This is a genomic window from Tsukamurella sp. NPDC003166, assembly GCF_040611135.1.
Classification (GTDB): Bacteria; Actinomycetota; Actinomycetes; order Mycobacteriales; family Mycobacteriaceae; genus Tsukamurella.
Map to the genome: position 1 here is coordinate 183,029 of NZ_JBEXNL010000001.1, position 18,733 is coordinate 201,761.

The following is an 18,733-nucleotide window of genomic DNA, read 5'->3' on the forward strand; positions in this document are numbered from 1 at the left end:
CGCGACTACGCTGGCCGGGTGCACGACGGCAGCGCCCCCGACGAAGCGGCGATGATCGGCGTCCTCGGACCGGTCGTCGTCGGTGGTCGCTCGGTACCGGGCGTTCGGGCCCGGCGCCTGCTGGTGGCCCTCGTCCTCGCGGACGGCCGCCCGGTCAGCGCGGACCGTCTCATCGATGAGGTGTGGGGCGACGAGCCCCCGAGGTCCCCGCACGCGGCGCTGCACACGCAGATCTCCCGCCTGCGCACGCTGCTCCGGCCGGTCACGATCGAGGCGGTCGCCGGCGGCTACCGGCTCGATGCCGACACCGATCTGGCCCGCGCCGAGGCCGCGGTGCGCGAGGGCGAGGGGCACGTCGTCGCGATGCGGCTCTGGCGCGGCGCACCCGGAGACGATCTCGACGGCCTCGGCCCCTCGACCCACCTCGCCCGCCGCGCGGCATCGGCGTTCGACCGGCTCGAGACCCGCGTCGCCGCCGATGCCCTTGAGACCGGGGATCATCCGGCGGCGCAGGCGATCGCGGAGCGTCGCATCGCGGCCGATCCGCTCGACGAATCGGCCCGTGTGCTGCTCATGCGCGCCCTCGCCGGCGCGGGGCGCACGTCCGAGGCGCTCGCCGCGTACGCGGAGCTGCGGCGCGTCGCGATCACCGAGCTCGGCACGGACCCCGGCGCCGAGGCCACGAGCCTGCACCGGGCCCTGCTGGCCGGGGCGGGCCCGGCACCGTCGGCCAGTGCGGGCGCGGTGGGCCTCCCGGCCCAGGTCACACCGCTCATCGGCCGCGACGATGAGGTCGCGGAGCTCGTCGACCTGCTCGCGGACCGTCGGATAGTGACAGTGCTCGGGCCGGGCGGGGTCGGGAAGACCCGCATCGCCGAGGCCGTCGGCGCTGCGCTCGCGCGAGCCGGCACCGCGGTCTACTACGTGCCCCTCGCCTCGGTCCGATCCGCCGACGGCGTGCTCCCCGCCATCGCCCGCGTGCTCGGGCTCGCCGAACCCGATCTGGGTGCGGACGGCCTGCCCCGCATGACGATCCGGGATCTGGGGGAGCGTCTGCTGGAGCACCTCGGGCGCCGACGGTGCCTCCTCGTCCTGGACAATTGCGAGCAGGTCGTGGACGCCTGTGCGGACGTCGTCACGGATCTCGTCGCAGGGGCGGCCGGGGTCACCGTGCTCGCGACCAGCCGCTCGCCGTTGCAGCTGCGCGCCGAGTGGGTGCACCCCCTCCCGGAGCTCGGGACCGAGGGCGCGGGCTCCGCGGCGGTCGAGTTGTTCGGTGAGCGCGCCCGCGCCGTGCGCCCCGACGTGTGGCTCCCCGTGGAGGCGGTCGCCGAGCTGTGTCGCCGGCTGGACGGCCTGCCGCTCGCCATCGAGCTGGCGGCGGCGCGCGTGCGGACCCTCGGCGTCGAGGAGATCACCGCGCGGCTCGAGCAGCGATTCGCGTTGCTGCGGTCGGCGGATCGCTCGGCGCCGGACCGGCATAGGACGCTGCACGCGGTCATCGAATGGAGTTGGGACCTGCTCGAGCCCGACGCGCAGCTGTCGCTGCGCCGACTGTGCCGGTTCCCGGCGGGATTCGACGCCGAGGCGGCGTCCGCCACGACGGGGCTCGATCCGCTGGCGCTCGACGACGCGCTGGCCTCGCTCGCGAACCAGTCGCTCCTCCGAGTCACGGAGAACGGCGGTCGCACCCGGTACCGCATGCTGGAGACGGTCCGCGAGTTCGGCGAGGAACGCCTCGCCGAGGGCGGCCCGACGGTGCGGTCGGGCTCGGAATCGGCGGACGTGGACGCGGCGATGGCAGTGTGGGCGGCCGACGTGGCGGTTCGGATGTGGCGCGAGTACCGTTCCGTCGGCGGGCACGGCGTCATCGGGCGCCTCGCGGAGGACATCGAGAACCTGGTCTTCGTGCTCCGTATCGCCGTCGCGGAGATGGTCGCCGGCGACGCCACTGCGACCCGGACCGTGATCCGGGTGTTCCCCCTCATCGCGGGCCTGTGGTCCATGCGGAGCCTGCACGGGCAGGTCCAGGAGATCGGCCACCGGATCGTCGGGGCACTCCCCGATCCGCGCGCCGCCCTGGCCGAGGGCGTCGACGAGGAGGAGCGGGAACTGTGGCAGGCCACGCTGCTCGCCTCGTGCGCGGCGCCGGGCGTCGACCCGAGGGCGCGGCACCTGGCGCGCGGTCGCACCATGGTCCGCCGGCTCTACCGCTCGGACCTGCTGCTGAACCGACCCATGGACTACTTCAGTGCACTGTTCCTCCAGCACTCCGTGACCGGTGTGCTGCGGCTCGTCGTCGCCGGCGTGGACTCTCCGGCGGACGAGGTCCGCCTGCCGGCGCTCGCCGCCCGGATGAACCTGCGGGAGAACCGCGGGGATCTCGTCGGCGCGCTTCAGGATTCGCAGGCGATCAGCGCGCTCGGCCACGCGGGGGACGCCTGGGCCGATGCGATGCTGGCGATGAGCACCGGCAGCGTGTACGGCCAGCGCGCCGACTGGGAGGAGGCCGTCCGGTGCTACCGGATCGCCGCCGAGAAGCTGGCCTCGATCGGCGCGGACGAGGACGGGAAGCAGGCGACCGCGTATCTGGTGGCGGGCCTGTGCTGCCTCGGCCGGATCGACGAGGCGGCCTCCCTGCAGCGGATGCTCGAGGACGGTTGGCACCCCAAGGGGCCCGATCCGGACGGCGGACCCGAGGTCGCGGCCTCGGTGCTGATCGGCGCTGCGGAACTGGCGCGGCTCCGCGGTGCGCCCGACGCGACGCTGTACCGACGGGCGGGTGAGTTGCTGGTGCGCCGGATCCCCAACGGCGGCAGGGATCCGGGTGGCGAGATGCTGGTCGCCACGGCGCTGCTCGGCGTCGTCGAGTGCGGCGCAGCGGAGACCGGCCGGGAACTGGTCGCGGCGTTGATCGCCGGCGACGAGGCCATGTTCGGGATCACCGGCTACTGGGATCTGCCACAGGCCGCGACGATGGCGCTCGCGGTGGGCTCGTACCTGGTCGCCACGGCGCCGGAGTCGGAGGAGGCCGCCGTGTTGATCAGCCTGGCGCGCAGGCTCGGTGCACGCCAGGACTACCCGGTCATGCACGCAGCGCTGCAACGGTTCGCGGCACCGTCGGACCTCCCGGACGAGCGGTGGCGTGCCGAGGCGGACCGCATCGCCGGGCTGTCCCGGTCGAGGGCCGTGCGCCTGCTGCGCGAGACCACCGCCGCGCTGCGCCGGAGGGCGTAGCGCGGCGGTCGGGCACCGTCGTGGACGACGTCAGCGGGCGTTCCGGATGTAGGCGCGCACGGCGAGCGGCGCGAACACCGCGATCAGCACCACGGCGCCGACCAGGCTCCACAGGACGTGGACCCCGGCGTGGCCGGTGTCGCACAGCTCGCGGATCGCCGTCACCAGGTGGCTGGTCGGGTTGACAGTGACGAAGGCCTGCAGCCAGCCCGGCATCGTGTTCACGGGGACGAACGCGTTCGACAGGAAGGTCAGCGGGAACATGATCATCATCGACACGCCCTGCACGGCGGTGGCCTTCTTCATGAGGCAGCCCATCAGCGCGAAGATCCACGAGACCGCGAAGGCGCAGAACAGGATCAGCGCGGTCGAGGCGACGACGCCCACCGGGTCGGGCCGCCAGCCCATCGCGATCCCCACGGTGAACGTGATGGCGGTGGCGATCAGGTAGCGGATGACGTCGGCGAGGAGGGCGCCCGCGAGCGGGCTGATCCGGGCGATGGGCAGCGACCGGAACCTGTCGAAGACGCCCTTGTCCATGTCCTCGCGCAGCTGGGTGCCGGTGACGATGGAGGCCACGATCACCGTCTGCATGAGGATCCCGGGGATGATCACGGGCAGGTAGTGCTGCACGTCGCCGCTGATCGCGCCGCCGAAGATGTAGGTGAACATCAGCGTGAAGATGATCGGCTGCAGCACCACGTCGAAGAGCTGCTCCGGGTTGTGCCGGATCTTCAGCAGGCCGCGCCAGCCCATGGTGAAGGACTGCCGGACGGTCTCGGTGAGGCCGATGCGGTTCGCGGCCATGCGTTCCGGCGTCCTGCCGGGTGCAGGGGTCAGGGTGGTGGTCATGACGCCTCCTGGGCGGTGTCGGTGGCGGCCGAGCCCTCCGAACTGTCGTCGGTGCGGCCGGTGAGGGTGAGGAAGACCTCGTCGAGGCTGGGTTTGGAGACGACGATCTCCTCGATGGCGACGCCCTCCTCGCGGAGGGCGATGAGCAGGTCGGGGACGAGGTCGGGGCGATGCAGCGCGGCCGTCACGCGGGCGGCCTCGGGGCTGAACGACGCCGTCTCCGTGAGGATCCGCTCGACGGTGCGGGCCACCGTCGGCGCGTCCGCGCGGTCGGCGGGCGTGAGCTGCAGGGTCGCGGAGCCGACCGAGGCCTTGAGCTCGTCGGCCGTCCCGTCGGCGATGACCAGCCCGCGGTCGATCACCGCGATCCGGTCCGCCAACTGATCGGCCTCGTCGAGGTATTGCGTGGTGAGCAGCACCGTCGAGCCCTGGGCGACGAGATCGCGGATGGTGTCCCACATCTGGGAGCGGGTGCGCGGGTCGAGGCCCGTCGTCGGCTCGTCGAGGAACAGCAGCGGCGGCGTGTCGACGAGGCTGGCCGCGAGGTCGAGCCGACGCCGCATGCCGCCGGAGAACTCCTTGAGCGGACGGTTCGCGGCGTCCTCGAGGCCGAACGCGTGCAGCAACTCATCGGCGCGCGCCCGCGAGGCGGCGCGACTCTTGCCGAGCAGCCGGGCGAAGAGCACGAGGTTCTGGCTCGCGGTGAGGTCCTCGTCGACGGAAGCGTACTGCCCGGTGACGCCGATGAGCGAGCGCACCAGGGTGGCTTCGGTCACCACGTCGTGTCCGAAGACGCGGGCGCTGCCGGCGTCGGGTTTGAGCAGGGTCGCGAGCATGCTGATGGTCGTGGTCTTGCCGGCGCCGTTGGGGCCGAGCACGCCGTAGACGGTGCCGGTGGGTACCTGCAGGTCGACGCCGTTGACGGCGCGGGTGGCACCGAAGTGCTTGACCAGGCCGCGGGCGTCGATCGCGAGGTCGGTGGGGGAGGCCGGGACGTGGCCGGTCCTCATCTGGGTGATCGTCATGCTCATCACGATGCATCGCGTCGCTGTCGTGGACCTTGCACAGGACTGACGTCGCCTGTCGTGGCGTTCGCACGACGATGTCAGGGGTCTGCGCGACAATGGTGGGGTGCTGTTCGCCGAGGTCGTCGCCGCATCCGCTGAGGTCGCGGGCACCCGTTCGCGCACTGCGAAGATCGCCGCGCTGGCGGCCGTGATCCGCGCCGCCGGGGTCACGGATGTGCGGCCGGTCGTCGCGTGGCTGTCGGGCGGGTTGTTGCAGGGCCGCCTCGGCGCGGGGTGGCGCACCGTCGGGCGCACCGTCGACGGCCTGGAGCCCGCATCCGTGCCGTCGTTGAGCGTCGAGGAGGTCTCCTGCGCGCTGGACGAGCTGGCCGGGACCTCGGGCGCCGGCTCAGTGGCCCGACGGGACGCCGTCCTCGCCCGGGTGCTCGGCCGCGCTACGGCGGCCGAGCAGCGCTTCCTGGTCGGGCTCGTCACCGGGGAGCTGCGGCAAGGCGCGCTCGCGGGCGTGGTGACCGACGCGGTGGCGCGCGCCGCCGCAGTCCCGTTGGAGACGGTGCGTCGCGCGGCCATGCTCTCCGGATCGCTGCCCGACACCGCCGCTGCGGCCCTGCGCGGCGGCGCCGAGGAACTCGCCGGGTGCGGCCTCGAGGTGCTGCGCGGTGTCTCGCCGATGCTCGCCTCACCGGCGGACGGCGTGGAGGCCGCGCTCGCCGATCTGGGATCCGAGGTGAGCGTCGAGTTCAAGCTGGACGGCGCCCGGATCCAGGTGCACCGGGTCGGCGACGAGGTCCGCGTCTACACCCGAACGCTGCGCGACATCACCGACGCGGTGCCCGAGATCGTCGCGCTGGCGCGAGAGTTGCCGTGCGACTCCGTCGTGCTCGACGGGGAGTCGCTGGCCCTGACCGACGCCGGCCGGCCACGACCCTTCCAGGAGACGATGAGCCGGTTCGGCGCGGCGGAGGGCCCGGCGGTATTGCGGCCCTTCTTCTTCGACTGCCTGCACCTCGACGGACGCGACCTGCTGGACGAGCCGTTATCGGTCCGGCTCGACGCGCTGGACACGGTCGCGGGCCCGCTGCGCATCCCCGCCCTGGCCCGGCCCACGCCGGACGAGGCCGCTGCCCACTACGGGGCCGCTCTCGCGGCCGGGCACGAGGGCGTCATGATCAAGGCGCTCGCCTCGCCCTACGCCGCGGGCCGCCGGGGCCGCGCGTGGCAGAAGGTCAAGCAGACCCACACCTTGGACCTGGTGGTGCTGGGCGCCGAATGGGGCTACGGCCGCCGCACCGGGATGCTGTCGAACCTGCACCTGGGTGCCCGCGATCCCGACGGCGGCGATCCGGTGATGGTGGGCAAGACCTTCAAGGGGCTCACCGACGCGCTGCTGCGCTGGCAGACCGAGGAGTTCCCGCTCCACGAGCGCGATCGGGACGGGCACACCGTGTTCCTGCGGCCCGAGATCGTGGTCGAGATCGAACTCGACGGTGTGCAGGTCTCGCGCCGGTACCCGGGCGGCGTCGCGCTGCGTTTCGCGCGGGTGCTGCGCTACCGCCCGGACAAGTCCGCCGCGGAGGCGGACACGATCGACGCGGTGCGGGCGCTACTGCCCGGGTAGCGGCTCGGTGGCGTCGATTCCGTCGGTAACGAGGGCCCGCCGGAGCACCTTGAACGACGGGGTCCGGGGCAGCTCGTCGACGACCCGCCAGCGGCGCGGGTACTGCCGCGGTCCGAGGTCCGGCTGTGCACGCAGGAACGCGGCGAACTCCGCCGGGGCGAGGTCCGCGCCGGGTGCGAGGACGAGTGCCGCCGCCACCTGGTCGCCGACGCGGTCCGGCAGCCCGTAGACCGCGGCCTCGGCGACCGCGGGGTGGCGGAGCAGCGCGCGCTCGATCGGGGCGACTCCCAGGTTCTCGCCGCCCACCCGCATCCAGTCGCCGGTGCGGCCGGCGAAGTGGACGAAGCCCGCCTCGTCGACGTAGGCGAGATCGCCGGTGCGGTAGACGCCGCCGTCGGAGCGGGCGGCGTCCGCAGCGGGATCCTTGTAGTAGCCGGAGAATCCGCCGGTGCTCGCGGTGTTCACCAACTCGCCGATCGCCTCGTCGGCGTTGAGGAGCGCCCCGTCCGGGTCGGTCACGGCACGCGGGCACTCCTGCGTGGTGCCGGGCTTCCAGACGGCGACCCCGTCGGGCAGGGGACCGAGCGCGTCTGGTGGGGTCTCCGGCGTGCGGGCGATCGCGACGCCGTTCTCGGACGAGCCGTAGCCGTCTTGGACGTGACAGCCGAACCGCGTTGCGAATGCGGCGATGTCCTCGGCGCGGCCTTCGTTGCCGTACAGGACGCGCAGCGGATTGTCGGCGTCGTCGGGCCGTTCGTCGGTGGCGAGGATGTACGACAGGGGCGTGCCCACGTAGTTGGCGTAGGTGGCGCCGTACCGGCGCACGTCGGGCAGGAAGGCCGATGCGGAGAAACGTTCCGCGAGAGCGATGGTCGCGCCCGCGGCCAGCGCCACCGCCCAGCCCGCGAGGAGCGCGTTGGAGTGGAAGAGCGGCATCGCCACGTAGGCGGTGTCGTCGCCGCTCAACCCGAACCGCTGCGCCAGCATGATTCCCGCGCCGGTGAACTTGCCGTGGGTGGCCTGCACGGCCTTGGGCTCACCGCTGGTCCCGGAGGTGAAGACGAGGGCGAGCAGGCTGTCGGTGGTCACGCCGGCGGTCGGCAGCGGGGCGCCCGCGTGCGCGTCGAGGAGCGCGGCCCACCGCGGACCGTCGAGGTCGATGATCGGGACGCCCAGGTCGAGGCCGTCGAGGAGCGTCGCATGCCGGCCCTGGGTGAGGACGACGCCGCAGTCGGCGAGCGCTACGTCCCGTGCGAGGGCGGCGCCGCGCCGAGTGGGGTTGAGACCCACGACGACCGTGCCCGACAGGGCCGCGGCACCGAGCAGGAGGGAGAACTCGGGGACGTTGTCCGCGAGCACCCCGACGTGCCGGGGCGCAGCTCCGCCACCGTTGCCGCCTCCGGCGGCGTCGGGCAGGAGCTCCCGCAGGATGGACGAGCGGACCGCGGACGCCGCGACGTGTTCCGCCCAGCTCCACGTGCGATCGCCCGCCCGCAGGCCCGCGCCGGGATCATCGGCGCGGGCCAGCAGCAGGTCGGCGACCGTGGGGAGCACGGTCACGTCAGGCGCCGAGGAACCGCGCGCACATCTCACCGATCATGTACGACGGCGCATTCGTGTTGCCGCCGGTGATGGACGGCATGATCGAGGCGTCCGCGACGCGGAGCCCCTCGATCCCGTTCACCCGCAGCTCGGGGTCGACGACGGACCGCTCATCGGTGCCCATGCGGCAGGTGCCCACCGGGTGGTACACCGAGTGCACGCGGTTCGGGAGCTCGCGACGCAGCGCGGCATCGTCCATGAAGGCGGCGCCCGGCGTGAACTCCTCGGTCACCATCGGCGAGACCGACGGGTGCCGCATGACCTCGCGGATCATGCCGATGCCCTCCATGAGCACCTCGGTGTCCTGCGGATCGCTGAGGTATCCCGGGTCGATCGACGGCTGCTCGAGCGGGTTCGCCGAATTCAGCCGCAGCTCGCCGCGGCTCTGCGGGTAGATCAGCGTGGGCAGGATCGTCAGGCCCGGCCGCGGGTCGACCATGTGCAGCTTGTCGGCGTCCTGGTTCGGCGTCGGGTAGTTCCACGGCAGGCAGTGGATCTGCAGGTCGGGAATGTCCTTGGCGTAGGAGGTGCGCACGAACGCCGCCGCGTCGAAGACGGTGTTCGCCATGAAGCTCTGGCCGGGGCTCCGCCATTCCTTCGCCAGGCCCTTCGAGAAGTACGCGGGTGTGCCCTTGTGGACGGCGTCCTTCATGAGGAAGGTCAGCGGGACGAACAGGTGGTCGTGCAGGTTCTGGCCCACCGGGAGGTCGGCGTGCACGTCGATTCCCTTCTCACGCAGGTGCGCACCGGGCCCGATGCCGGACAGCATGAGGATCTGCGGCGAGCCGATGACGCCACCCGAAACGATGACCTCGCGGTTGGCGCGGATCGTGGTCACGGCGTTCCCGTCCAGCACCTCGACGCCCGTGGCGCGGCCGTTCTCGATCACCACGCGCTTGACGTGGGCGTTCACGTGCACTCGCAGGTTCGGGCGGGCCTCGCGCAGGTAGCCGTGCGCGGAGCTGAACCGGGTGCCGCCGGCGGCGCTCTGCTGGAAGACGCTCACGCCCTCCTGGGACGGGCCGTTGTAGTCGTCGATCATCGGCGCGTTCAGCGTGGACGAGAGCGCCCCCATGTAGGACCTCGTGGCGTCGGTGAGGTGGGCCTGCCGGGTCACCTCGATGGGGCCGCCGGCGCCGCGCAGGTCGGTGGCGCCGTCCTCCCAGTTCTCGAGGCGCTTGAAGGCGGGGAGCACGCCCGCGTAGTCCCAGCCGGTGGCGCCCTCGGCGGCCCACGAGTCGTAGTTGGCGCGGTTGCCGCGCACGAAGAGCATGCCGTTGATCGAGCTGGATCCACCGAGCACCTTGCCGCGGGTCATGGGGATCCGGCGGTCGTTGGCGAACTTCTGCGGGGTCGAATACTGCTTCCAGGCGACCCGCGCCTTGAGCTGCGGCACCGTGTGGACCATCGAGATCATGCCGGGGACCTGGGCGAGCCGGGTGTTGTCGTTGCGGCCCGCCTCGAGCAGCGCGACGCTGGCGCCGGTGTCGGCGAGCCGTCCGGCGACCACGGAACCCGCGCTGCCGGAACCGATCACGATGTAGTCGACCGCCTCGTTCGGCGACACGGCGGAGGTCGTGGTCTTGTACTTCTTGCGGATCATGCGGGGTTCCTTCCGGCGAGGGTCGCGCCGAGGGCGCGGAGGTGGGCCGTCGCGCCGCCGAGCGCGAACTCCGCGCGCTTGGCCGCCACGAAGTAGCGATGGGTGGGGTGGTCGGTGTCGATGCCGACGCCGCCGTGCACGTGCACCGCGGTGTGCGCCACCCGGTGTCCGGCCTCGGCGGCCCAGAACTTCGCGGTGGCGATCTCGGCCGCTGCATCGAGGCCTTCGGACTCGCGCCAGGCGGCCTCGAGCACCGTCAGCCGGACGGCCTCGACGTCGATGTAGGCGTCGGCGAGGCGCTGCCGGACCGCCTGGAAGCTGCCGATCGGCTTGCCGAACTGCTCACGGGTGCGGGCGTAGTCGGCGGTGAGCTCGAGCGCGCGCTCCGTGATGCCGGCCTGCAGCGCGCACCATCCGATCACGGCGCGACGGCGAGCGCGCGCCGCCGTGTCGGCGCCGCCCAGTCGTGCCGTCGCGGGCACGAGTGCGGCATCGGCCTCGACGATCGCGGCGTCGGTCCCGTTCCCCACGTGCTGGCCCGTGACGGACAGGCCGGCCGTGGCACGCGGAAGTAGGAAGAGCGCGGGACCTTCCTGCGTCGCCGCCTCGATGACGAGAAGATCGGCGAAGGCGGCGGAGGAGACCGCGGCCTGGGCACCGTCGAGCCGCCAGCCGTCACCCGACGGGCGGGCGGTGAAACCGCTCAACGCGTCGCCGAAGGCGACTGCGGCCGTGGACCGTCCGCGCACGAGCGGAACCAGCCATTGCTCGATCTGCTCCGGGCTCCCGGACTCGGCGATGCTCTCGGCGACGACCAGGACGGTGTCGAGGTAGGGCGCCGGGGCCGCGACGCGACCGAGCTCGGCCAGGACCGCGGCGTGGGCCAGCAGGCCCAGCCCGCCGCCGCCCACCGTGGTGGGGAGTGCTGCGTCGAGCACGCCCGACCGTGCCAGTGCGGCCCAGAGCTCCTGGTCGAGACCGGAATCGGTCGGGCGGGGCGTCTTGTCCCGCCACGATTCGACGATGCGCCGGGTCAGCTCGGCGAGGTCGGTGCGTGCCTCGGGGACGGTGAAATCCATGTCGTGTGTCTCCTTGACGTCCTAGCGGCTGACCGGCAGCCGGAGCCCGGCTCCGGCGATCAGGTCTCGCTGGATCTCGTTCGTACCGCCGCCGAAGGTGAGGATCAGGGAGCTGCGGTGCAGCCGTTCGATCCGGCCGCGCAGGAGTGCACCGGGCGAGCACGCGCGCACGATCGCGGCGGTGCCGAGGACCTCCATGAGGAGCCGGTAGCCCTCGGTCGCGTACTCCGTGCCGAAGACCTTGGTGGCGGAGGCGTCGGCGGGGCCGAGCTCGCTGTGGTCCGCGGCCCAGGCGATCTTCCAGTTCCGCAGCTTGAGGTACTGCGCGTGCGCGTAGACGCGGGCCAGGTGGGTGCGGACCCACTCGGCGTCGATGACGCGCGAGCCGTCCGCCAGCTTGGTGTTCTGCGCCCAGTGCCGCACCTGCCGTTCCGAGTCCAGCAGCGGGGCTGCGGAGGTCAGCGCAACGCGTTCGTGGTTGAGCTGGTTGGTGATCAGCTTCCAGCCGCCGTGCAGCTCGCCGACCACCGCCGTGGCCGGTACACGGACGTCCTGGTAGTAGGTGGCGGAGGTGCCGGGCCCGGCCACCGTGTGCACCTTGGTCCACGAGAAGCCCTCGGCAGCGGTCGGGACCACCATGATCGACACGCCGCGGTGGCGCTGCGCCTCCGGGTCGGTGCGCGCGGCGAGCCAGATGTAGTCGGCGTACTCGATGAGCGAGGTCCACATCTTCTGGCCGTTGATCACGTAGTCGTCGCCGTCGCGCACGGCCCGGGTGCGCAGGGCCGCCAGGTCGGTGCCCGCCTCGGGCTCGGAGTAGCCGATCGAGAAGTGGGTCTCGCCCGCGGCGATCCCGGGCAGCAGGTCCGCCTTCTGCTCGGCCGTGCCGCCTGCCATGATCGCGGGGCCGACGGTGTTCACGGTGAGGAACGGGACGGGCACCCCGGCGATGGCGGCCTCGTCGGTGAAGATCAGCTGGTCGAGCATCGGGCGGGCCTGCCCGCCGTACTCCTCGGGCCACCCGATCGCGAGCCAGCCGTCCTTGCCGAGCGTCCGGGTGATCTCCTTGTAGACCTCGCCGTCGCCGTACTCGCCGCCGGCGCCGAGCAGGGCCTCGCGGCGCTCGGGTGTCATGAGCTGGGCGAAGTAGCCGCGCAGTTCCGCGCGCAGCTCCTGCTGTTCCGGCGCATAGTCGATCCGCATGGCGCCACTGTAGAACAAGTTCTAGAAAAGCGGAACGAAACAGCGGTCTCGGCAGTATTTTCCTGTTGAGGGCGTATGAGCTCCGCAGTGAACAGGTTCTTGCATCGAAGGGTGGAACATGACGCAGGCACAGGTGGCGAGCCTGGACGGCAAGGTCGCGATCGTGACCGGCGCGGGCGCCGGGCTGGGCCGCGCCGAGGCGTTGGCGCTCGCCCGCGGCGGCGCCGGGATCGTGGTGGGCGATGTCTCGCCCGCGGCGGAGGAGGTCGTCGCGTCGATCCGGGCCGACGGCGGCCGCGCCGAGCTCGTACTCGGCGATTCCGGCGACCGGGAGACGGCCGACGCGCTGATGGCCGCCGCCGAGCGGCTCGGCGGGCTGAACATCGTGGTCAACAACGCGGGGTTCTGCCGCGACAAGATGATCTTCTCCATGACCGACGACGAGTTCGACGCAGTGATCCGGGTGCATCTGCGCGGGCACTTCCTGCTCTCGCGCAACGCGTCCGCGTACTGGCGGGACGCGGCGAAGGCGTCCGGCGGGGAGGTCTACGGGCGCGTGATCAACACATCCTCGGAGGCCTTCCTGTTCGGCTCGGTCGGCCAGCCCAACTACGCGGCGGCCAAGGCCGGGATCGCCGCCCTGACGATCGCCACGGCTCGCGGGCTCGGGCGGTACGGCGTGCGCGCCAACGCGATCTGCCCCCGCGCGCGGACGGCCATGACCGAGGGCGTCTTCGGGGACGCGCCCGACGGTGCCGTCGACCCCCTGTCCGTCGATCACGTGGCGCGGTTCGTGCGCTTCCTCGCCGGACCGGAGGCCGGACGCGTCAACGGGCAGGTGTTCGTCGTGCACGGGGGCATGGTGGCGCTCATGGCCCCGCCCTCGCTCGAGCGGAGGTTCGACGCCGACGGCGGCCAGTGGGACGAGGCCGGTCTCGCCGAAGCTGTGGGCGGCTACTTCGCGGACCGCGACGACCGCATGTTCGTCGCAGCACAGTTGGAAGGGTGATCGCCATGACCGGAAGGCTCACGGGGAAGCGAGCGCTCGTCACGGGCGCCGCACGGGGACAGGGCGCCGCGGTGGCCCGCCGGTTCGTCGCGGAGGGCGCGCAGGTGCTGCTCGGTGACGTGCTGGACGACCAGGGCGAGGAGCTCGCCGCCGAGCTCGGCAGCGCCGCCGTGTACCGGCACCTCGATGTGACGAGCGAGGAGGACTGGGCGGCCGCCGTCGCCGTCGTGCAGGACAGCTTCGGAGGACTGGACGTGCTGGTGAACAACGCCGGCGTGCTGTTCTTCTCGGCCCTCGAGCAGACCTCCCTTGCGGACTACGAGCGGGTCATCCGGATCAACCAGTTCGGCTGCTTCCTCGGCATGCGCGCCGCGGTGGAGCCGATGAAGGCCGCGGGCGGAGGGTCGATCGTCAACACGTCGTCCGTCGAGGGGCTGGGCGGCATGCCCTATCTCACCGCGTACACGGCCAGTAAGTTCGCGATCCGCGGCATGACCAAGTCCGCGGCGATGGAGCTGGGGCAGTACGGCATCCGGGTCAACTCCGTGCATCCGGGCATGGTCGACACCGCGATGGTGGCGGACGCGCTGGGCGGCAACGAACCGCCGACCGATTGGCTCAAGCAGCGGCTGCCGATCGGGCGGCAGGGCAGCGCCGACGAGATCGCCGCACTCGTGCTGTTCGTCGCCTCCGACGAGGCGAGCTACAGCACCGGCGCCGAGTTCGTGGCGGACGGCGGCGCCACCGCGACCCACGCGCTGAAGCTGTAAATGCCCGGCACTGAAGAGATCCGGCGTGTCGTCGAGGCCTCGCCCACCGCCGTCGCCGCGCATGACAAGGCGGCATGGACAGCGTTGTTCGCGCCCGACGGGGTCGTGCACGACCCCGTCGGGCCCCCGCCGCAGACGACGCCCGCGGCGATCGCGCGGTTCTACGACATGTTCATCGCCCCGAACACCATCGTCTTCGAGGTCGAGCACGACGTGATCCTGCCGGCCCGGGGCCTGATGATCCGCGACCTCACCGTGCACACCACCATGAGTACCGGTGTTACGCTGCATATCCCGATGCACCTGCGGTACGCCGTCGCCGACGGTCCCGGCGGCGCCGCGATCACCGGGCTGTACGCGCACTGGGAACTGCGCGGAATGATCGCGCAGCTGCTGCTCTCCGGGCCGCGCGGCCTCGCCGCGGGCGCCCTGCTCGGACCGCGCTTGTTCCGCACTCTCGGTCCCCGTGCGGCGCTGGCGTTCCTGGGCGGCGTGCGCGGCGTCGGCGGACGCGGCCGGAGGCGGGCCACCGAGCTCCTGCACCTGCGCGGACTGCAGGTGGGCAAGGTCCTCGCCTCCGGCACGGCCGTCACCGCCACCGTGTGCGACGGTGCCCGCCGCGGCGTGGCCCTCGTCGACCTGTCCGGACGGGAGCCGACGGTCATCGTCCACCTCCCTGATTGAACACCGTTCATGCCCACCGTGACCTGCTGATTCACCGTTCGTAACAGTGTTCAATCGGGGCGGCGGGCGGCGACGCGGGAGAGCGTGAGAGCGGCGGCCCGAACCGCGGGGGCGACCCGGTCGGGGCGCATGCGGTTGCTCCATCCGGCCACGGAGACGGCGGCGACGGGGGCACCGTCGGCGTCGAGGACCGGGCAGGCGACGCAGACGGTTCCCGCGCTCGATTCCTCTCGCTCGTAGGCGACGCCGTCGTCGCGGACCCGCTGCAGCTGGCGGCGCAAGATCGCCGGCGAGGTGATGGTCCGGGTGCTCAGCCGGGGCAGGCCGGTCGCGATCACGCCTTCCACGACCGCGGCGTCCGAGAACGCCAGGATCGCCTTGCCGACGCCCGTGGCGTGCGCGGGCATGCGCCCGCCGACCCGCGACGGCAGGTTCGGCGCGTCCGGTCCCGGGAGGACCTCGAAGTAGACGACCTCGGTGCCCTCGAGCCGCGCCAGGTGAACCGTGTTCCGGGTACCGGATCGCAGGTCGGCGAGGAGCGGCCGCGCGGCGTCGACGAGGTCCCGGTGCCCGGTGGCCAGCTGCCCGATCTCGAAGAGCCGCAGCCCGAGCCGCAGGTCCGTGCTGGACCGCGCGAGCAGTCCCGCGGCCACGAGGTGTCCGGTCAGGCGGTGCACCGTCGACTTCGGCAGGCCGGTGCGCCGCGCCAGCTCGGACACGCCGAGGCCGCCGTCACCGGGCCGGTAAGCGGCCAACACGGCGGCGATCCGGTCGACGGTGGCGCCGTCGTTCCGCTCAGCGGGACACATGGACTCAGTCTGCCAGCCGGGGACGTGCGCCGTTCCGCCGGTCGGCCCGGCGGATCGGACGGATTCGCCGACGGAGCGGTTCTCAGTCCTGGATGAGGATGGCCTGGGTGGGGCACTGACTGGCCGCGTACTCGATGTCCTCGCGGTCGGCGTCGGTGAGGCCCTCGTCGGTGGCCTCGGCGAAGCCCTCGTCGTTGACCTCGAAGACGTCGGGCCGGATGCCCTCGCAGACGCCGAATCCGGTGCATGCGTCGCCGATGATGATCTTCATGATGTGCCTTTCGTTCGCGGGGTCAGGGGGCAAGGATCGCGGTGACGGACCCGAGCGGGCCCATGTCCGCGACGACGACATCGCCGGCGCGGACGGGCTCGGCCCGCGTCATCGAGCCGGGGAGTACCACGTGTCCGGGCTGCAGGACGGTGCCGAGCGGTCCGACGGTGTTCGCGAGCCAGACCAGGGCGTTGATGGGCGAACCCAGGACGGCGCCGCCGGCTCCCGTGCCCACCTGCTCGCCGCCGATCCGGAACGTGCACCCGACGGTGCGCAGGTCGACGTCGTGCAGGCGGGTGGGGCGACTGCCCAGGACCACACCGCCCGAAGAGGCGTTGTCGGCGACCGTGTCGACGATGGAGATGTTCCAGTCTTTGATGCGGGAGTCCACGACCTCGAGCGCGGGCACCACGAAGTCGACGGCGCGGATCGCGTCGGCGACCGTGACGCCGGGACCGCTGAGCTCGCGGCCGAGGACGAAGGCGATCTCGGGTTCGATCCGCGGCTGCATCCACGCCGATGTGTCGATCGGCATCTGCTCCAGGTGGAACATCGACGCCGTCAGGTGTCCGAAGTCGGGTTCGTAGACGTTCATCTGGCGCTGCATCGCGAGTGACGCCAGCCCGACCTTGTGGCCCTTGACCACGTCGCCGTCGGCCTCCCAGCGGCGCACCTGCTCCTGTTGGATGCGGTAGGCATCGGTGATCGTGGCCCCGGGGAACCGTCCGATGATCGGGTCGATCGGCGTGCGCGCCGTGTAGGCACCCGCGAGCGCGTCGGCGGCGGCGGAGATGGCGGAATCGTCCATGTTCGAATACTAGAACAGGTTCCAGTCGCGCGGTGCGGAACCGCTGGTTAGCGCGGGAGGCCCAGCAACTGCTCCGCCGCGACATTGCGCAGAATCTGCTCGGTGCCGCCCGCGATCGACAGGCAGCGGGTGAGCAGGAACTCGTACCGCACATCGGCGGGGTCCTCGGGGCCGGCCACGGCACCGTCGGGACCGAGGCTGCGCAGGCAGGCCTCCGCGACCGCTTGACGGTGCCGTACGCCCACCAGCTTGCGGACGCTCGACGCGGCGCCGGGGTCCTGGCCGCCGACGCTGGCGATGACGGCCCGCAGGTCGAGGAGTGAACAGGACGCCGCCTCGGTGATCAGCGCGCCGAGCCGGCCGAGGTCGGCGTCCGCGCCCGGATCGGCGATGAGCGCCTCGAGGCGGGCGCCCAGGCCCGATCCGCTCATCGCGACCCGCTCGTTCGCGAGAGTCGTGCGGGCTAGCCGCCAGCCCCCGTTCACCGGGCCCACGACGCAGTCGTCGGGGACGAAGACGTCGGAGAGGAACACCTCGTTGAACCGGACGTCGCCGGTGATCTCCCGCAGCGGCCGCACATCCAGGCCATCGGACAGCATGTCGACCAGGAAGTAGGTGATGCCCTTGTGCTTCGGTGCGTCGGGGTCGGTGCGGGCCAGGCAGATCGCCCAGTCCGCCTCATGCGCGAGCGAGGTCCACACCTTCTCGCCCGTCAGCGACCAGCCGCCCTCGACCCGCGTGGCCTTCGTGCGCAGCGACGCCAGGTCGGAACCCGCCTCGGGCTCGCTGAACAGCTGGCACCAGCTGATCTCGCCGAGCAGGGTCGGCCACACGAAGCGCTCCGCCTGCTCGGCTGTGCCGTGCTCGAGAATGGTGGGCGCGGCCCACGCGCCGATCACGAGCGTCGGCCGCTCGATCCCGGCTGCGTCGAGCGCACCGTCCAACACGATCTGCTCGGCGGGGCCCGCGCCGCGGCCGTAGGGCGGATCCCAGTGCGGCACCAGTAGTCCGGACTCCGCCAGTGCGCGCCGTTGCTCGTCCGCCGGGAGTTCCGCGATCCCCGCGACCTCCGCCGCAGCGCCGGCGTGATCACCGTCCACCTCGTAGTCGAGGCCTCGGCGCACGCCCGAGCGGGCGAGTTCCGCGGCGCGCGTGCGCCAGCGCGCCGAATCACCCAGCATCGCCCGGAGCGCGGTCGCGCGACGCAGGTACAGGTGTGCGTCGTGCTCGAAGGTGAAACCGATGCCGCCGAGCACCTGGATCGCGTCCTTGGCGTTCTCCACCGCGGCGTCGAGGGCGCCCGCGGCCGCGACCGCAGCGGCCAGCAGGTGCTCCGGGCCCCTCCCGAGGGATCGCGCGGCGTCCCAGGCCAGCGCTGCGGATTGCTCCGAGCGGCAGAGCATGTCGGCCGCGATCTGCTTGATCGCCTGGAACGAGCCGATCGGCTTGCCGAACTGCACGCGGACCTTGGCGTACTCGGCGGCGGTGCGCAACGCCCAGGCGGCGACCCCCGCGGCCTCCGCCGCGGCGAACGCGGCGAGCGCCGCGCGAGCGTCGTCCGAGGTGATGCCGGGGACCAGGGTGTCGTCGCCGAAGGCAGGGGTCTCCAGGTGGATCCGCGCGAGCGGTCGCGAGGTATCTAGCCCGGCAACGGTTTCCACGACGACCCCGGGGTGCCCGGGTGGCAGCAGGTGCCACGCGCCCTCGGGGGAAGCGATCAGGAGGTGCGACCCGGGGGTGGCGTCCGGTGCGAGCGAGCCGTCACCGTCGACGACGAGCGCCGCACGGGCCTCCCCAGCGGCGAGTGCGGCCCGCACGCCCGCGAGCCGGTCCGTCCCGCGCAGGTGATGCTCCAGGAGGACCCCGACCGCGACGGTGCCCGCGACCGGCCCGGGGGCGAGGACGGTGGTCGCGGCCTCGACGGCGGCGGCCGCATCGTCGGCGGTCCCGCCGAACCCGCCGAGGTCCTCGCTCAGCGTGATCCCGAAGACCCCGATGTCGGCCAGGCCGCGCCATGCCTTCTCGACGGCCCCGGAGTCGCCCGAGCGGACGGCGTCGACCGGGTGTGCGCGGTCCGCCCAATCGCGGATCGAATCGGCAAGGGCGAGCTGGACATCGGTGAGCGCGAGGGCCATGGTCTCCGGGTTCTCCTTGGGTCCC

Annotated in this window: 15 protein-coding genes; 5 read left to right on the forward strand and 10 right to left on the reverse strand. The window is 72.4% G+C overall.

Annotated elements, in window-relative coordinates; translation table 11 throughout:
* Positions 1 to 18 precede the first annotated feature (18 nt).
* Complete coding sequence (locus tag ABZX10_RS00910) at positions 19 to 3,237, forward strand: BTAD domain-containing putative transcriptional regulator (protein WP_355533550.1); 3,219 nt, start codon at positions 19 to 21, stop codon at positions 3,235 to 3,237.
* 30 nt (positions 3,238 to 3,267) lie between these two features.
* Here ABZX10_RS00910 and ABZX10_RS00915 read toward each other — a convergent pair whose 3' ends face one another.
* Together ABZX10_RS00915 and ABZX10_RS00920 are read right to left on the reverse strand one after the other, a co-directional pair.
* Complete coding sequence (locus ABZX10_RS00915; RefSeq protein WP_355534063.1) at positions 3,268 to 4,044, reverse strand: ABC transporter permease; 777 nt, start codon at positions 4,042 to 4,044, stop codon at positions 3,268 to 3,270.
* Between the two features lie 41 nt (positions 4,045 to 4,085).
* On the reverse strand, positions 4,086 to 5,114 hold the full coding sequence (locus ABZX10_RS00920; protein WP_355533552.1) for an ATP-binding cassette domain-containing protein: 1,029 nt from the start codon (positions 5,112 to 5,114) through the stop codon (positions 4,086 to 4,088).
* 106 nt (positions 5,115 to 5,220) lie between these two features.
* On the opposite strand from ABZX10_RS00920, the gene ABZX10_RS00925 reads away from it, so the two are divergent.
* Complete coding sequence (locus ABZX10_RS00925) at positions 5,221 to 6,735, forward strand: ATP-dependent DNA ligase (RefSeq protein ID WP_355533554.1); 1,515 nt, start codon at positions 5,221 to 5,223, stop codon at positions 6,733 to 6,735.
* Here ABZX10_RS00925 and ABZX10_RS00930 read toward each other — a convergent pair.
* From ABZX10_RS00930 to ABZX10_RS00945, 4 genes are read right to left on the reverse strand one after another with little or no spacing between them, the layout of a single operon-like run.
* A complete protein-coding gene (locus tag ABZX10_RS00930) occupies positions 6,721 to 8,295 on the reverse strand; it encodes a long-chain-fatty-acid--CoA ligase (RefSeq protein ID WP_355533556.1) in 1,575 nt (524 codons plus the stop codon). The genes ABZX10_RS00925 and ABZX10_RS00930 overlap by 15 nt on opposite strands.
* 1 nt (position 8,296) lies before the next feature.
* Positions 8,297 to 9,940 (reverse strand): GMC family oxidoreductase N-terminal domain-containing protein, encoded by a 1,644-nt coding sequence (locus tag ABZX10_RS00935; protein WP_355533558.1) that lies wholly within the window; start codon positions 9,938 to 9,940, stop codon positions 8,297 to 8,299.
* Positions 9,937 to 11,019: an acyl-CoA dehydrogenase family protein gene (locus tag ABZX10_RS00940; protein WP_355533560.1), complete on the reverse strand. Its 1,083-nt coding sequence runs from the start codon at positions 11,017 to 11,019 to the stop codon at positions 9,937 to 9,939. The genes ABZX10_RS00935 and ABZX10_RS00940 overlap by 4 nt, the downstream gene beginning before the upstream one ends.
* Positions 11,020 to 11,040: 21 nt before the next feature.
* On the reverse strand, positions 11,041 to 12,222 hold the full coding sequence (locus tag ABZX10_RS00945; protein WP_355533562.1) for an acyl-CoA dehydrogenase family protein: 1,182 nt from the start codon (positions 12,220 to 12,222) through the stop codon (positions 11,041 to 11,043).
* A gap of 118 nt (positions 12,223 to 12,340) precedes the next feature.
* Here ABZX10_RS00945 and ABZX10_RS00950 point away from each other — a divergent pair, with 118 nt between their 5' ends.
* From ABZX10_RS00950 to ABZX10_RS00960, 3 genes are read left to right on the forward strand one after another with little or no spacing between them, the layout of a single operon-like run.
* Positions 12,341 to 13,231, forward strand: a complete 891-nt coding sequence (locus ABZX10_RS00950; protein WP_355533564.1) for a 3-oxoacyl-ACP reductase — start codon at positions 12,341 to 12,343, stop codon at positions 13,229 to 13,231.
* 5 nt (positions 13,232 to 13,236) lie between these two features.
* Positions 13,237 to 14,001 (forward strand): glucose 1-dehydrogenase, encoded by a 765-nt coding sequence (locus ABZX10_RS00955; RefSeq protein WP_355533566.1) that lies wholly within the window; start codon positions 13,237 to 13,239, stop codon positions 13,999 to 14,001.
* Positions 14,002 to 14,685, forward strand: a complete 684-nt coding sequence (locus tag ABZX10_RS00960) for a nuclear transport factor 2 family protein (RefSeq protein ID WP_355533568.1) — start codon at positions 14,002 to 14,004, stop codon at positions 14,683 to 14,685.
* A gap of 50 nt (positions 14,686 to 14,735) precedes the next feature.
* On the opposite strand, the gene ABZX10_RS00965 is transcribed toward ABZX10_RS00960, so the two are convergent.
* From ABZX10_RS00965 to ABZX10_RS00980, 4 genes are all read right to left on the reverse strand, one after another.
* On the reverse strand, positions 14,736 to 15,494 hold the full coding sequence (locus ABZX10_RS00965; protein ID WP_355533570.1) for an IclR family transcriptional regulator: 759 nt from the start codon (positions 15,492 to 15,494) through the stop codon (positions 14,736 to 14,738).
* A gap of 82 nt (positions 15,495 to 15,576) precedes the next feature.
* On the reverse strand, positions 15,577 to 15,765 hold the full coding sequence (locus ABZX10_RS00970; protein WP_355533572.1) for a ferredoxin: 189 nt from the start codon (positions 15,763 to 15,765) through the stop codon (positions 15,577 to 15,579).
* A 22-nt stretch (positions 15,766 to 15,787) separates the two neighbouring features.
* Entirely contained in the window at positions 15,788 to 16,573 is a 786-nt protein-coding gene (locus tag ABZX10_RS00975) for a 2-keto-4-pentenoate hydratase (protein WP_355533574.1), read from the reverse strand.
* A gap of 47 nt (positions 16,574 to 16,620) precedes the next feature.
* Complete coding sequence (locus ABZX10_RS00980) at positions 16,621 to 18,708, reverse strand: acyl-CoA dehydrogenase family protein (protein ID WP_355533576.1); 2,088 nt, start codon at positions 18,706 to 18,708, stop codon at positions 16,621 to 16,623.
* Between the last annotated feature and the right edge of the window lie 25 nt (positions 18,709 to 18,733).